Source organism: Pseudomonas flexibilis (assembly GCF_000802425.1).
Lineage (GTDB): Bacteria > Pseudomonadota > Gammaproteobacteria > Pseudomonadales > Pseudomonadaceae > Serpens > Serpens flexibilis.
This window is the reverse complement of record NZ_JRUD01000019.1, coordinates 119,582-134,671: the sequence shown is the minus strand read 5'-3', so window position 1 is coordinate 134,671 and position 15,090 is coordinate 119,582. Positions and strand designations below refer to the sequence as shown.

The window sequence follows — 15,090 nt, the reverse complement described above, 5'->3', positions numbered from 1 at the left end:
GATGCTACTGACCACTCCAAGGCGGGCAAGGCCGCGCGCGGCGATTCTGTGAACTGGCCGGACGCCTGGCCGTGCAGCGTGCACATTCTGCACGCCGCGGCGCAAACGCTAGCGGCAGGTCAGCCGCGCCAGGTAGCCGATGACCTCTTCGCGATTGCCGGTAAAGATCACCCGCTCGCGCTTCTTCTCCTGCTGGAAGGCGTACATGGGGTCGTAGTACTCGCGCAGCAGGCCTTCGATCCAGGCGCGGTGCAGATCCACCGCGCCGCTTCTGGCCTGCTCCGCCAGCGCCTCGTCCATCAGCGCCAGCAGGCGCTGGGCACGCTCGCCGCCAAGGCGGCGCTGGATATTCGACAGGCTCTGGCGCAGCCGCTCGGCGAACACGGGGAAGCCCTGCTCGGCGCCGTGCAGGGCGACGAACTCGGCCAGCAGGTCGATGACGTAGTCCTTGAGGATGCGTTCGACACGGTTCTCGAAACTGTCCTCCAGCCAGACCAGCGGATATTCCTGCATGCCCCGGCACAGGGACAGCGGCAGCGAGCAGCTGCCCACCATGCGCCCCTCGTCTTCCAGGACGAAATGCTCGAAGCCGGCAGCGCGCTTCTTGAGGATGTCGATGGCCAGCCGGTTGTCGAAGTCGATCTGCCCCGGCTGTGGCGTGGCGTGGCGGCCGAAGCTGGAACCGCGATGATTGGCGTGGCCTTCCAGATCCAGCGCGCTGGGCAGTTGCGCCAGGACTTCGGTCTTGCCGATGCCGGTGTAGCCACCGAGCACCACGAAGCGGCACTGGGCCATGGCTTGCTCGGTGGTATCGATCAGGAAGGTGCGCATGGCCTTGTAGCCACCCACCACGCGCGGATAGTCGATGCCCGCCTCGCTCTTCAGCCACTGCTGGACGATCTGCGAACGCAGGCCGCCGCGGAAGCAGTACAGATAGCCCTCGGGATTGGCGCGGGCGAAGGCCGCCCAGGCCGCAATGCGTTGCTCCTTCACCGCCCCCGACACCAGGCGATGCCCCAGCTCGATGGCCGCCTCTTGCCCACGCTGCTTGTAGCAGGTACCAACCTTTTCGCGCTCCGCGTCCTCCATCAACGGCCGATTGATGGCCTGCGGAAAGGCGCCCTTGCGAAACTCGATGGGCGCCCGCACGTCCATCAGTGGCCGGTCGTTGAGGAAAAGGTCGCGGTAGTTACTGCTGTTTTCTCGCATCAGATCACCTGGACAGAATACTGCTGTCGCTCCGTCAGCTCGCCGATGGGCGAAAGACTCATGCCCAGCTCGGCCGCCACGGAGAGGAATTCCGCCTCGCCTTCCGGGGCCACGGCCACCAGCAGGCCACCCGAGGTCTGCGGGTCGCACAGCAGCAGCTTGTGCAGCTCCTCCAGGGGGGCGGCCCGCTGGCCATAGCTGTCGAAGTTGCGATGGGTGCCGCCGGGCACGCAGCCCTGTTCGAGGTAGTGCTCCACCGCCGGCAGGCGCGGCACCCGGTCGAACGCCACCCGGGCCGACAGGCCGCTGCCGTCGGCCATTTCCAGCAGATGGCCGAGCAGGCCGAAGCCGGTGACGTCGGTCATCGCCTGCACCCCTTCCAGCCGGCCAAAGCGGCTGCCGGCGCGGTTCAGGGTGCACATCAGATCGCGCGCCACGCCGACATCCTCGGCACGCAGGGCGGCCTTCTTTTCCGCCGTGGTGTAGATGCCGATGCCCAGCGGCTTGGTCAGGTACAGGCGCGCGCCGGCGCTGGCCGTGTCGTTGCGCTTGAGGTGGCGCTTGTCGACCAGGCCGGTGACGGCCAGGCCGAAGATCGGCTCCGGCGCGTCGATGGAATGTCCGCCCGCCAACGGGATGCCGGCCGCCTCGCAGGCAGCGCGCCCGCCCGCCACCACCTCACGGGCAACTTCCGGCGCCAGCACGTTCACCGGCCAGCCGAGGATGGCGATGGCCATCAGCGGGTCGCCGCCCATGGCATAGATGTCGCTGATGGCGTTGGTCGCAGCGATGCGGCCGAAATCGAACGGGTCGTCGACGATGGGCATGAAGAAGTCGGTGGTGGAGACCACCCCGCGTTCGCCGTCGATACCATACACGGCGGCATCGTCACGGGAGGCGTTGCCGACCCACAGGGCCGGATCGAGGTTCTGCGCACCGCTGCCGGCCAGGATCACATCGAGCACCTTCGGGGAAATCTTGCAACCGCAGCCGGCACCGTGGCTGTACTGGGTCAGGCGAATGGTCTCGGGCATGGCGTCTCCGGGCGAGGTTCAGATCGGGGCGGGGATTCTAGCGCTCTGTGGGCCCCTCTGTCCGCGCCTACGTCGGGCTTGGCGACGACAGAGGCGCCGCGCTATCGTCCCCCCTTTTGACGAGGGAACGATATGGGCAAGCGGGTGGCACTGGTGCTGGGCTCGGGCGGGGCACGCGGCTACGCCCATATTGGCGTCATCGAGGAGCTGGAACGGCGCGGCTACGAGATCACCTGCATCGCCGGTTGCTCGATGGGCGCGGTGGTGGGCGGCATCTACGCCGCCGGCAAGCTACCGGAATACCGCGCCTGGATCGAAAGCCTCGACTACCTGGACGTGCTGCGCCTGGTGGACGTGAGTTTCTCGCTGGGCATGATGCGCGGCGAGAAGGTCTTCGGGCGCATTCGCGAAATCCTCGGCGAGGTGAACATCGAGGACCTGGCGATCCCGTTCACGGCGGTGGCCACCGACCTCACCAACCAGCAGGAAATCTGGTTCCAGGAAGGCGACCTGCACCAGGCCATGCGCGCCTCGGCGGCGATTCCCAGCATCTTCACCCCGGTCCTGCAGGACCAGCGCACGCTGGTGGATGGCGGCCTGCTCAACCCCCTGCCCATCGTGCCGGTGGTCTCCAGCCATAGCGACCTGATCGTGGCGGTCAACCTCAACGCCGCCGGGCATCGCCATTACCGCCTGCCGGAGATCGAGCGTCCGCCCGCGATGCGCAACCGCTTCGAAGGCATGCTCCACCGCCTGCCCTTCATGCGCACCGGCAATGGCAACGGCCATGCGCCGAGCGCTCCCGAGGAGGCCGATCCGGAAGCCCAGCAACCGATCGCCGCGCCGCTCAAACCAGGCTCGCCGCGTTCGGCCAGCGGCACGCGCGTGGTGGACCAGGTCGGTCCGGCGTCGCTGCTGGAACTGGTCAACCAGAGCTTCGAGGCCATGCAGACCTCGCTGGCCCAGTACAAGATCGCCGGCTATCCGCCGGACATCCTGATCAACGTGCCGCGCAAGGTCTGTCGCTTCTTCGACTTCCACCGCGCCCAAGAACTCATCGCACTGGGCCGGCAGATCGCCAGCGACACCCTGGACAATTACGAAGACACGGCCTGACCGTGAGACCTACAGCACCGGCCCGCCCGTCTCGGCGGCTTTCTGCTCCTCCGCCTTGCCGACCCAGTCATTGAGCAGGCTGTAGGCCACCGCCAGCAGGGTGGGCCCGAGGAACAGGCCCATGAAGCCGAAGGCCAGGATGCCGCCGAACACGCCGAGCAGCACCACCACCAGCGGCAGATTGCCGCCCCGGCTGATCAGGTAGGGCTTGAGCACGTTGTCCACGCCGCTGATCACGAAGGTGCCCCACACGGCCAGGAAAATCGCCATGCCATACGCCTCCTGGCCCACCAGCCATACGGTGGCGGGAATCCACACCAGCGGCGGCCCCATGGGAATCAGGCTGAGCACGAAGGTCAGCAGGGCCAGCGGCAGTACGCCGGGCACCCCGGCAATGGCAAGGCCGATGCCGGCCAGCGCGGCTTGCGCCGCCGCGGTCCCGATTACGCCGTTGACCACCCGCTGGATGGTGGCGGCCACCAGCTCCAGATAGTGGTCCGCGCGCCGACCGATCAGGCGTTCCAGCACGCTGTGCACGAAGGCCGACAGGCGGGGGCCGTCGCGGTAGAAGAAGAACACCAGCACCAGGCTCAGCGCCAGTTCGATCATGCCGCCGGCAATCTGCGCGCTGCGCCCCAGCAGCCAGTTGCCCAGGAAGCCCAGGTGCGGGCGCAGGGCATCGAACAGCGCCGTGCCCTGCTCGTCGAGCTCGCGCCAGGTGTCACGCAGCCAGTCGCCAATCAGCGGAATCTCGACCAGCCAGGCTGGCGCCGGCGGCAGGCCGGCGTCCTGCAGGTCATGGATCAGCGCATTCAGATCACGCAGATGATCCGCCATGTTCAGCCCCAGCAGGACCAGCGGCACCGCCACCAGCAGCATCCAGCCGGCGGTCAGCACGGCAGCGGCCACCGTCTGGCGCCCCGACAGCCAGCGGGTCAGCAAGCGCATCAGCGGCCAGGACGCGAAGGCCAGCACCGCTGCCCAGAACAGGGCGGACACGAAGGGCGCCAGCACCCACAGGCTGGCGCCCAGCAGGCTCAACAGCAGAATCTGAATCAGCAGGCGGTCATTGCTCATCATCGGAGGTCAGCCGCTCCCGGCGGCACAAGGTGATCAGGGCTCGCGGGGCCCGGGTACGCAGGATCATCAGCGCAGCAGTTCGATACGCAGTCCGTCGCCACCATTCGCCGCCAGCTCCAGGCGACCGGCACGCACATTACGCGCCACCAGGGCGTCGCGCCAGGCCGCCGCCTGGGGGCCGGCCAGACTGACACGCAGGGTGCTGTCGAGGTTCAGGGCCCGCACCAGCACACTGACCCACTCCGGGTCCGGCTCCCCTGACAGGTCGCGCAGCGCCAGCGAGCCGTGCTCGCGCAGCTGCCGCAGCAGCGTGGCGGCGCTGGGCAGCACCCTGCCCAGTGGGGCGTCGGCGTCCAGGCGCTCGGCGTGCAGGTAGGCGCGGCGGTTGCCGCGGGTGATCATGTACAGCGCCAGCAGGCTGTCGGCACGGGGCTCATCCAGACGCAGCAGCATGTAGCCCTGCTGGTTGTCCGGGCCGTACAGGCGGGCGTTGCCGAAGATGCTGTTGGCCCACAGGCTGCTGGAGCCGCAGTCACGCCCTTCGCACCAGTAGAGCAGTTGCGCGCCCTGCTCGAGCAGCGCCAGACGGGCCTGGGCGAATGCCTCGCCCAGATGACGCTCATCCGGCAGTTCCCAGGTGAGTGCAGTGAGCCGCCCCCGGGTTTCGATGGACTGGTCGATACGCAGACGTCCGCTGATGCGGCTGATCGATGCCTGCGGATAGACGCGCTGAACGCCCTCGCTTTCGCGTGCCTCACTCAACTGCGCTTGCTGCGGCACCGGCAACTCGGGCAACCGCACCTCCTCGGCGTAAGTAACCGGCAGGGCGATGAGATTCAGGAACAGGGAACCGATCAGGAACTGACGCATCCGCACCTCACCGGACCAGGATCGACTGGGCGGCTTTCACCTGTTCGGCCTCGGCCTTGGTGCTGGGCGGCACCTGCAGCCCGCGTTGCACTGCAGGCCGGGCCTCCAGCGCGGTCATCCAGCGCTGCAGATGCTCCAGACCGTCCACGCTCACCCCCGCCCAGTCATGGATACGCACCCACGGGAAGGTGGCGATGTCGGCGATGCTGTAGTCGCCGGCCAGGTACTCCACTTGGCCAAGGCGGCTATCGAGCACCTCGTACAGCCGACGGGTTTCGTTCTGGTAGCGCTCGATGGCGGCGGGAATCTTTTCCGGGAAGTAGCGATAGAAGACGTTGGCCTGACCCTGCATGGGGCCGACACCGCCCATCTGGAACATCAGCCACTGGATCACCGTGGAGCGGCCCTTGAAATCGCTTGGCATCAGGCGCCCGGTCTTCTCGGCCAGATAGATCAGAATGGCACCGGATTCGAACACGGCGAAATGGTCATTGTCGCGATCGACAATGGCGGGAATGCGTCCGTTGGGGTTGATCTTCAGATACTCGGGCGCCTTCTGCTCCCGGTTGGCGAAACTGAGCGCATGCACCTCGTAGGGCAGGCTCAGCTCCTCGAGGGCGATGGACACCTTGAAGCCGTTGGGGGTATCGGCCGTATACAGATCAATCATGGCTGCTCTCCACTCACAGTGGCTTGCAGCCTCGCCAGTTGGCCGGCGCAAGTCAAGGCACGGCAAAGGCTCGATTGAAACAGTCTGCGACGGCCTGTGCGCCCGCCTCGTCATCCAGATGCAGGTGATGGCCCCCGGGCAGGCGATGCACAGTGATCGGCAGCAGGGTGAGCCACGTCATCAGCAGCTGTTCACTCGCCAGCATGCCCTGCTCAGCCACCACCAGATCGACCGGACAGCGCAGCGCTTCGACAAAGGCCCGGGCATGCGCGCGGGTCAGGCGCAGCGGGCTGGGCAGGGTCAACCGCGCATCGGTGCGCCAGGTGTAACCGCCCGGCACCGGCATCAGCCCGCGGACGGCCAGCAGTTCCGCCGCCTCGCGGGAAACATCTCCCACCCCTTTCATGCGCGCCTCGACGGCCTGCTCGAGGGTGGCATACACCGGCTTGCGCTTGGTGCGCAGGTTCAGCTGCGCCTGCAGGGCCTCGCCAAGCTTCTGCGGCGCCTGCTCGGCCTCGCCGACATAGGGCACCAGGCCGTCGATCAGCGCCAGCCGCTCGACCCGATCGGGCATCGACGAGGCCAGCATCATGGAAATGATGCCGCCCAGGGAATGGCCGAGCAGCGAGAAGCGCTGCCAGCCCAGCTCTTCGGCTACCAGCAGCACGTCCATGACGTAGTCCCACAACTGGTAGCCAGCGCCGGCGCCCCGGTGAGCAGAGTGGCCGTGACCGGCGAAGTCCAGCGCGACGATGCGCAGCCCCTCCAGCTTCGGCGCAAGCCGGGCGAACGTGGCGGCGTTGTCCAGCCAGCCGTGCAGGGCCAGTACCGGCCGGCCATCCTCGGGGCCGTACAGGTGCGCAGCCAGTTCGACATGGGGCAGGTTGAGACGGATTTCTTCGACCCGGGCGGTCATGGGGCTTGCTCCTCCCAGCGATGCAACAGGCCGCGCAGCAATTCGGCGGTGTGTTGCGGGCGTTCCAGCGGAAACATGTGGCTACCCGGCACCGAAAGACACTCGCCACGCGGCAGTCGCCGGGCCAGGCGTACATGATGGGGCAGCACGGTGCGGCTGTCGCGCCCGCGCACCATGGCCAGGGGGACGGCCAGGCGCTGCGGCCTGCCTGGAACCCGGTGCGGCACGCTGCGGTAGATGTCGATTTCGGTAGCCGGATCGAACCTCAGGCGCAGACCATCCTCGGCCGGCGCCAGGCCATGGCGGACATAATCGTCCAGACAGTCGGGGTCGAAACGGCGAAACAGCGCCTTGCCGGCGAAATACGCGCGGGCTTGCGCGTGGTCGGCGAAACGGTCGCGACGGCCCAGGCTACGGCCGGCCGGGGTGAGCCGGTCGATGAAACCGAAGCGTTTGGCGGCGCGGATGGCCAGCCGGTCGACCACCGTCAGCAGCGGCGAATCCAACATCACCACGCCCCGGTACAGTTCCGGTCGACGCAGGGCCGCATGGAAATGCAGGATGCCGCCCAACGAATGACCAACACCCCAGACCGGCCCGTCGAGGCGCTCCAGCGACTCGATCAGCTCGACGACCAGATTGCCCCAGTTGTCATCCACCGGAAAACGCGGGTCATGGCCGTGCTGTGCCAGGCGATGGATACGGTAGTCGGGCTCCAGCCCGGTAAAGAGCTTGCGGTAGGTTTCCGACGGAAATCCGTTGGCGTGGGCGAAGAACAGGACACGGGACATCGGCGGGTCTGGCGGCGTGAAAAACAGGCCGGGATTGTTGCTTTCCCGCAGGCCACCGGCAACGGCCGGAAGCGCCGCACAGGACGGCACTCCGGCCAAGCCAACATCAGGTCGGTGGCTGCGCGGCGTGGGGGACCACCGCCACGGTCAGCCGCGCGATACAGCTGGGCTTGCCGTCCTTTCCGTGCAGGCGGATATCCCAGACGTGGGTGGTGCGTCCCAGGTGCACCGGCCGGGCCACGGCGGTGACCCGACCGCTGCGCAGCGCCCGCAGGTGGTTGGCGTTGACCTCCAGTCCCACGCAATAGTGGGTCTGTGGGTCGAGGCACAGGTAGCTGGCCATCGAGCCCAGGGTCTCGGCGAGCACCACCGAGGCGCCGCCGTGCAGCAGGCCGTAGGGCTGATGGGTTCGTCGGTCGACCACCATGCTGGCGGTCAGCGTGTCGGCATCGAATGCCTCGAAGCGGATGTCGAGCAGCTCGCCAATGGTGTCAGCCAGCTGGGCTGTGAGCCGCTCGAGATCCGGAGTCTGTCGCCAGATCGCCATGCCCGTTCTCCTTGCCGTCATGCCAGAGCACCGCCCGTGCGTGCTCGCCCCATGCCTCGAAACAGTGGCCGTAATGGCGCTCCACCATGGCCCGGCGGATCTTCAGCGTCGGGGTGAGAAAGCCGTTCTCCACCGCCCACAGGTCGCCGATGATCACCAGTCCCTTGAGCTGTTCATGCTTGTCGAGCCCGGCGTTGACGTCACCCAGCAGCCGATGGAGATGCCCTTCCAGGTGCTCGCGCGCCTGCGCCTTGCCGGTTTCCGACAGCACGCAGAGGGCCATTGGCCTGGGCAGCCCGTCGCCGACGACACAGACCAGCTCGATCTGCTCGTGTTCCGCCAGGCGGTTCTCGATGGGCGCCGGCGCCACGTACTTGCCCTTGCTGGTCTTGAAGATTTCCTTGATGCGCCCGGTCAAGCGCAGGAATCCGCTGCCGTCCAGCTCGCCCTTGTCGCCCGTGCGCAGGAAGCCGTCCTCGGTCAGGGTATCGGCGGTCATCGATGGCTCCTTGTAGTAGCCCTGCATGACCGCCTGGCTGCGCACCTGCACTTCGCCCTCGGTGCTGATACGTACCTCCACGCCCGGATTGCTGCGCCCGATCCAGCCTGGCTTGCGTTCGCCCGGGCGGCCGACGTGCGAGTAGCCGCAGTTCTCGGTCATCCCGTAGACCTCGTTAATCTCCAGGCCGAGCCGCCGGTACCAATCCAGCAGCGACTCGGGCACCGGCGCACCACCGGAAAAGGCATAGCGCACGGCATCCAGGCCCAGGCCGGCGAGCACCTTGCGCCGCAGCAGGCCGCCGAGAACGGGCAGCTTCATGAGGACATCCAGCCGGCGCGGCGACATGCGCGCGAATACGCCGTGCTGGAACTTGGTCCAGATGCGTGGCACGGCGAAGAACAGGGTGGGCCGGGCACGGCGGATATCGTGAATGAAGGTATCCAGGCTCTCGGCGAAATACACCGTCTGCCCCCCGTAGAACGACACCACCTCGACGAAGATACGCTCGGCCACATGGCACAGCGGCAGGTAGGAAAGGCCCCGGTCCCCCTCCTGCACACCGAACAGCGCGACCGCTTGCCTGCCGGTGAAGCCGAAGTTGCCAAAGCTGTGCATCACGCCCTTGGGTACGCCGGTGGTGCCGGAGGTGTAGATGATGGTGGCCAGCCGACAGGCCTGGGGAGCCGGGTTGTCGGTGATCGGCGTGCAGGCCTGCAGGTCGCTCCACAGATGATCGAAGCGGCCCGTGGGCCGCAGCGGCAAGCCGACGGTGCGTACCCCCTCGGGGACGCCAGGGGCCATGGCCGGCCAGTCGTCCAGCTTGCCGATGAACGCTACAGCGCTTTCCGAGTGCTCGAGGATCTGGCGTACCGACTCGGCGGTGAGGTTGGGATAGAGCGGCACGGAAACGTGTCCGGCCATCCAGATTGCCAGGTCGGCGACAATCCAGTGCGCGCAGTTCTTGGAAATGATTGCAATGCGACTGCCCGGTGCCAGCTCCAGCTGCCGCAGCCAGGCTGCCGCGCGGCGGGCCTGCTCGCCCACTTGCCCCCAGGTCAGCTCTTCCACCTGTCCGCCTGCCTGGGGCTGGATCAGGTAGCGCCGATCGGGGTGTCGTTTCTCGCGCCAATAGAATTGCTCTAGCGGCAGCAACGGTTGCGTGATGGCCACCGGCGTCCCTCCATTTTCTTGTTGTTGTTTTTTAGACTACCAAGCACTTGCTTGGTTAATGTTTCACGGGTTCGCCGATTGCGCAAGCGACGACTGCCGCTGCGGCTGCAACCATCACCAAAAAGCTTAGCGGGAAGGCTGGACGAGCAGGTCCATGGCGCCAGCGAGCAGGTAATCCCCCTCCAGGCCGACCAGTGCGGCGGTCCGCATGGGCAGCGGGGACTGGCGGTGGCCGTGCAGCAACAGCCCGGCCAGCGCGCCGACGAAGGGCTGGTGAGTGACCACCAGCAACTCGCCTTCGGGCCGCCGGAACAGCTGACTCAACGCATCCGCGGGGTCACTGTCCGGCGTCAGCCAGGCCTGGATTTCCACCACGCCGGGGTAGCCCAGCGTCTCGGCAACCAGCTCGGCCGTCTGGCGGGCCCGCACGTACGGGCTGGCCAGGATGGCTTCAAGGGGTCGCCCGCGCAGCTGGGCTGCGCTTTCCAGCACCTCCCGACGCCCCTGTTCGGTCAGCGCCCGCAAGGCATCCTGCGGGGCGAAGCGTTGCGCTTCGCCGTGGCGCAGCAACCAGAGCCTCATGGGCGGGGCGCGGTATCGTCTGCGGGCTTGACCGGCGCCGGCGCAACCGGCTCGACATCCCGCTCCGGAGCGCGTGCAGCCGGCCAGTCGGCGAATGGCCAGGGCTTGCGATCGCTGTGGAAGGCCTCGAAACGGCCGATCTGGGCCAGATAGCGGCTCAGGCTGTCGCCGAAATCCATCAGCGCCCGGTTCGGTTCGCCCTGCACCAGGCGCACCAGCAACTGCACCACCACCAGGCAGAGCAGCACCAGCTCGGCAAGCTGCCAGACGATGACGAATACCAGCATCCACAGTACGCGCAGCAACAAGGCTTCGCGGCGCAGTTCGGCTTTCGGGTCCTGCATGGTCTTACTCCTCGGTTAGTGATACCCGACCCGATCAGAAACCACTGGCCGGGATGAAATCCACGTCGGTCTTGGGATCGCCACGCATCAGCGCCTCGCTGACCTGGTCCACCGTGCGCCCCTCGAAGAGGATCGCATGCAGACCGGCCACGAGCGGCATGTAGACCTGCAATTCCTCGGCCTTGCCCTTGAGCACCTTGAGGGTGTTGACCCCCTCGGCCACCTCTCCCAGGCGACCCACCGCCTCCTCCAACGACAGCCCCTGCCCCAGGGCGTAGCCCACCTGGTAGTTGCGGCTCTTGGAAGAGAAGCAGGTGACGATCAGGTCTCCGACACCGGCCAGGCCCAGGAAGGTCATCGGGTTGGCGCCCAGACGCACGGCGAAGCGGGTCATTTCCGCCAGGGCGCGGGTCACCAGCATGCTCTTGGTGTTTTCCCCGGTGCCCATGGCGGCGGCCATACCGGACATGATGGCGTAGACGTTCTTGAGCGCACCGCCCAGTTCGACACCGAAACGGTCGCTGCTGGCGTAGACCCGGAAGGTACGGCCATGCAGCGCGTCCTGCACGCGACGGCAGAGCTCCTCATCGGTACTGGCGATGACCGTGGCGGTCAGTGCGTGCTCCGCCACCTCACGCGCCAGGTTCGGACCGGACAACACACCGATGCGGGCCTGCGGCGCGATCTCCTCGAGAATCTGGCTCATCAGCTTGAAGCTCTGCGCCTCGATCCCCTTGGTCGTGCTGACCAGCAGCTTGCCGCGCAGCGCCTCGGCCACTGGCTGCAGGGCCTGGCGCAGCGCGCTGGAGGGCAGCGCAACGAACACCAGTTCGCAAGCGGCCAGCACTTCGGCCAGATCGCTGCACGGCTCCACGCCGGGATGAATACGGATGCCCTTGAGGTAGCGGGGATTTTCCCGCTCGCGGCGCATCGTTTCCGCCTGCTCGGCATCGCGCATCCACAGGCGCGCGATCTGGCCATTCTCTGCCAACAGGTTGGCGATGGCCGTCCCGAAGCTTCCCCCACCCAGAACCGCAATGGGTTGTCGTTCAGTCATTCTTTTATCTCCAGCCACCCCCGTGGCGACGGCGCATTATACGGAGCGCGGCCGTTGCGGACAGTACCGCCTTGCCCGTGGCACCACCGTCTCGGTTAACATGCCGGCCTTTCCTGGCCTGAAACGAGTTGTCCTGTGCCATTCCCCGGATTAGCGAAATCGCTGCCGCCCCTGCTTCTGGGGCTGACCCTGTGCTCTGTGGGTCGCGCACATGCCTTCGAGCTTTTTCTCGGCACCACTGAGCTTCCAGAAATCCTCACCGCCACACGTTTGCAACAAGCCCCCGCTGCCGTGCCCGGCAGCATCACAGTGCTCGACCGCGAGCTGATCCGTACCAGCGGCGCGCGGGAAATTACCGAACTGCTACGACTCGTGCCGGGCATGCTGGTGATTCCCGAGGGTAGCGCCACCACGGTCAACTACCACGGCGGATTGGGTGCCGCAGCGAGGCGCCTGCAAGTCATGGTCGACGGCCGCTCGGTATACCGCCCCGCGCTCGCCCAGGTCGACTGGGTAGACATCCCGGTAGCAATCGAAGATATCGAGCGCATCGAGGTGTTCCGCGGTCCGAACACTGTGAGCTATGGAGCCAATGCACTGTTGGGTGTGATTAACATCATCACCCGCCAACCCAGTGATAGCCTGGGCACCCAACTGAGCTACACAACTGGCAAGCGAGGCATTGAAGACTGGTACGCCAGGCACGGTTTCGGCTGGGACGGTGGCGCCATGCGCATATCCTTGTCCGCATTCGATCATGACCGCTTTGACATGGATCGCCGGGGCAACGACTTTCCGGACAGCCAGCGACTGTCGCGCCTCAATCTGCGCAGCACTCATGAATTGGACAGCCGTCACTCGCTCGACTGGCAACTGGCATTGAAGTCGGGCACCAATCAGGACAAGAACTACGAGTATTCCAATGATTACCCGGCCAACCTGCAGGACTCACGTGCCGATGTCGACGCCCGGGACTACGCTGCCAGCCTGCGCTGGAATATCGACCTCTCCCCTACCCACAGGGTTTACGTGCAGGGGGCGGTGCAGCACTGGGAGCGCATCCAGGAATGGCGCGCCTGCGCGCCACAGATTTATTTCAGTCCCGCTCTATCGCAGCTCTATGGACAATCGCCCTCATACGTCAACGCCCTGATCGCCTATGCCTCCGGGCAAGGCGCGCAACCCGTACCTGCCACACCGCAACAGATGACGTTGACACAGCAGTTGATGCAGGACCTTAGCCTTCTGGGATTCGACGCATATACCTGCGGCCTGCTCAATGCCAACAGCCGCGAAAACCGGTTCGATCTCGAGGTTCAAGACACGCTGAGTATCGGCGATCACCTGCGGCTAATCAGCGGTACGAGTTACCGGCACGATGCCGTCACCTCGGAAACCTACTTCGACGGCTCGCGCAGCAAGAACATCGCCCGGGTGTTTGGACATCTCGAGTGGTACGCGACCTCCGAATGGCTCCTTCAAGGCGGCGCGATGTACGAGCATGACAGCATGATCGGCGAATCCCTGTCGCCCCGCGTAGCCGTCAACTATCTGTTTCACCCGGCCCATGGCATACGGGCAGTGTACGCCGAGGCGGTTCGCTCACCGGATATGTTCGAAGAGTCGGCCGACTGGCGAATGCGGGTGCGCAACCTGCAGCCTGCCGTGCTGGGCCAAGGGTCAGCCTATCTGTTCCTGAGCAGTCATGCGCAGGGCGGGCTGCGCCAGGAGCATATCGTTTCCCGTGAACTGGGCTACAACGGACACTTTGCCAACCTCGGCCTGCATTTGGATGTGCGCTTGTTTGACGAGGACATTACCGACCTGATTACCTTCTGGCCCTCGCTTGGCGATCCCAGCCCCACCAATGATGACCGTTTGAGCTTCCATGGCTGGGAAAGCGATGCCAACTGGCAGCTCGGGCAGAGCGACCGACTGCGTCTGAGCTACGCCTATATCGAATTCCAGGCCACCCACCACTACGACAGTGAGTTGACGCCGCGCCACAGCGGCTCGTTGAGCTGGCTGCGCGAATGGGGCCGAGGCTGGAATAGCAACCTTACCTATCTCGGGGCCGACAGCCTCAACGAAAACCGCTTCGAACGGCTTGATCTGCATGTCACCAAACGGTTCCAGATGGGCAGCACCGGTATTGAACTGAGCGGCACCTGGCAACAGCGCCTGGACGACAACCCACTCGGCGGCCGGAACACCAATTACAAACAGCGCCACGTCTACTGGCTCTCCGCAGGAGTAGAACTCTGACTCCATGACCACTCTTTCAAGGATGAACGCACTGCGGGCAGCTGGCCTTGCGGTGCTATTGCTGGCCGGAGCGCCAGCCGTACAGGCACTGGAGATCCTGGTCGCGGCTCAGGAGAGCAGTCCGGCCCTGCAGCGTTTCCTCGTGGGCCTACAGGCCAGCCGGCCGGATGATCGTGTGCAGTTTTCCCGTGCCGAGCAGTTGCCGGCGGTCGCGGACTTGCCACGGGATCTGCGCCTGATCCTCATCGGCCCAGAGCTGCTCGACTGGCGCCAGCGCTCCGTGGAAGGGCCGCCGACCCTGGTCATGCAGGTCAACCGGATCGAAGGACGACAGATCCTGGGGCGCCGACAGCCATTGGGCATCACCCTGCTGTGGGGTGACCCGCCGCTCGCGCGCCAGCTGAACCTGATCCGACTCCTGCTACCCCAGGCCCGCCACATTGGCGTGCTGTACAGCAACGACAGTGCCTTCCTCGTCCAGGAGCTGCGCCAGGTGACGCCCGCGGGCGAGCTGGAGATCAATGCGCACTTCTGGCCGAACACCCGCGACCCCCGGGTTCTCGGCCGCCTGCTCGACCAGAGCGACGTGCTGCTGGGTCTCGACGACCCGCACCTGTACAACCCGCACACCATCAAGACCCTGCTGTTGAGCAGTTATGGCCGGCGCCAGGCGCTGATCGGCCCAACTGCGGCCTTCGTGCATGCCGGCAGCCTGGTCAGCACCTACAGCGATCAGCAGGACTGGCTCGACACCCTCGGCACCCTGCTCGACCGAGATCCCGCCACCTGGCCCCACGAACTCTACCCAGCCCATTTCAAGGTAATGGGCAATACCCGGGTCGCCCTGTCGCTCGGCATCCCCATGACCGATCCGCACCAGCTGGAACAAGCGCTGCAACGCCTGGAGGCCTCCCCGTGAAACGCACCCCTTGGCATT

The 15,090-nt window shown here is 66.0% G+C and carries 15 protein-coding genes; 3 read left to right on the top strand and 12 right to left on the bottom strand.

Features of this window, described 5'->3' with window-relative positions; all coding sequences use genetic code 11:
- Positions 1–108 precede the first annotated feature (108 nt).
- Positions 109–1,209 carry a tRNA 2-selenouridine(34) synthase MnmH gene (gene mnmH, locus SF06_RS12675; RefSeq protein WP_039561808.1) on the bottom strand — a complete coding sequence of 367 codons (1,101 nt, stop codon included), beginning with the start codon at positions 1,207–1,209 and terminating at the stop codon, positions 109–111.
- A complete protein-coding gene (selD, locus tag SF06_RS12670) occupies positions 1,209–2,243 on the bottom strand; it encodes a selenide, water dikinase SelD (protein ID WP_039561807.1) in 1,035 nt (344 codons plus the stop codon). The genes mnmH and selD overlap by 1 nt, the downstream gene beginning before the upstream one ends.
- A gap of 132 nt (positions 2,244–2,375) precedes the next feature.
- Between selD and SF06_RS12665 the strand changes: the two genes are divergently transcribed.
- The gene (locus SF06_RS12665; RefSeq protein WP_027589732.1) at positions 2,376–3,359 is read left to right on the top strand and encodes a patatin-like phospholipase family protein; all 984 of its coding nucleotides are present in this window, start codon (positions 2,376–2,378) and stop codon (positions 3,357–3,359) included.
- A gap of 9 nt (positions 3,360–3,368) precedes the next feature.
- On the opposite strand, the gene SF06_RS12660 is transcribed toward SF06_RS12665, so the two are convergent.
- The 10 genes from SF06_RS12660 to SF06_RS12615 all read right to left on the bottom strand — a co-directional run bounded on the left by SF06_RS12660 (position 3,369) and on the right by SF06_RS12615 (position 11,888).
- Complete coding sequence (locus tag SF06_RS12660) at positions 3,369–4,439, bottom strand: AI-2E family transporter (RefSeq protein ID WP_027589731.1); 1,071 nt, start codon at positions 4,437–4,439, stop codon at positions 3,369–3,371.
- Positions 4,440–4,505: 66 nt separating this feature from the next.
- The gene (locus tag SF06_RS12655) at positions 4,506–5,309 is read right to left on the bottom strand and encodes a DUF4892 domain-containing protein (RefSeq protein ID WP_039606317.1); all 804 of its coding nucleotides are present in this window, start codon (positions 5,307–5,309) and stop codon (positions 4,506–4,508) included.
- A gap of 7 nt (positions 5,310–5,316) precedes the next feature.
- Positions 5,317–5,979 (bottom strand): glutathione S-transferase family protein, encoded by a 663-nt coding sequence (locus SF06_RS12650; protein WP_039561805.1) that lies wholly within the window; start codon positions 5,977–5,979, stop codon positions 5,317–5,319.
- Positions 5,980–6,031: 52 nt separating this feature from the next.
- Positions 6,032–6,895, bottom strand: coding sequence for an alpha/beta hydrolase (locus SF06_RS12645; RefSeq protein WP_039561803.1), 864 nt, complete (start codon positions 6,893–6,895; stop codon positions 6,032–6,034).
- Entirely contained in the window at positions 6,892–7,686 is a 795-nt protein-coding gene (locus SF06_RS12640) for an alpha/beta fold hydrolase (protein ID WP_039561893.1), read from the bottom strand. Before SF06_RS12640 ends, SF06_RS12645 begins: the two co-directional genes overlap by 4 nt.
- A 106-nt stretch (positions 7,687–7,792) precedes the next feature.
- Positions 7,793–8,233 carry a hotdog fold thioesterase gene (locus SF06_RS12635; protein ID WP_039561800.1) on the bottom strand — a complete coding sequence of 147 codons (441 nt, stop codon included), beginning with the start codon at positions 8,231–8,233 and terminating at the stop codon, positions 7,793–7,795.
- Positions 8,178–9,905, bottom strand: coding sequence for an AMP-binding protein (locus SF06_RS12630; protein ID WP_437123596.1), 1,728 nt, complete (start codon positions 9,903–9,905; stop codon positions 8,178–8,180). The genes SF06_RS12635 and SF06_RS12630 overlap by 56 nt, the downstream gene beginning before the upstream one ends.
- A gap of 126 nt (positions 9,906–10,031) precedes the next feature.
- A complete protein-coding gene (gene sixA, locus SF06_RS12625) occupies positions 10,032–10,487 on the bottom strand; it encodes a phosphohistidine phosphatase SixA (RefSeq protein ID WP_039561798.1) in 456 nt (151 codons plus the stop codon).
- Positions 10,484–10,831, bottom strand: coding sequence for a DUF4389 domain-containing protein (locus tag SF06_RS12620; RefSeq protein WP_039561795.1), 348 nt, complete (start codon positions 10,829–10,831; stop codon positions 10,484–10,486). The genes sixA and SF06_RS12620 overlap by 4 nt, the downstream gene beginning before the upstream one ends.
- A 34-nt stretch (positions 10,832–10,865) precedes the next feature.
- Complete coding sequence (locus SF06_RS12615; protein WP_027589723.1) at positions 10,866–11,888, bottom strand: NAD(P)H-dependent glycerol-3-phosphate dehydrogenase; 1,023 nt, start codon at positions 11,886–11,888, stop codon at positions 10,866–10,868.
- Between the two features lie 135 nt (positions 11,889–12,023).
- Between SF06_RS12615 and SF06_RS12610 the strand changes: the two genes are divergently transcribed.
- Complete coding sequence (locus SF06_RS12610; protein WP_076380827.1) at positions 12,024–14,153, top strand: TonB-dependent receptor plug domain-containing protein; 2,130 nt, start codon at positions 12,024–12,026, stop codon at positions 14,151–14,153.
- Positions 14,154–14,157: 4 nt separating this feature from the next.
- Positions 14,158–15,072: a hypothetical protein gene (locus SF06_RS12605; RefSeq protein WP_052199815.1), complete on the top strand. Its 915-nt coding sequence runs from the start codon at positions 14,158–14,160 to the stop codon at positions 15,070–15,072.
- Positions 15,073–15,090: the final 18 nt, after the last annotated feature.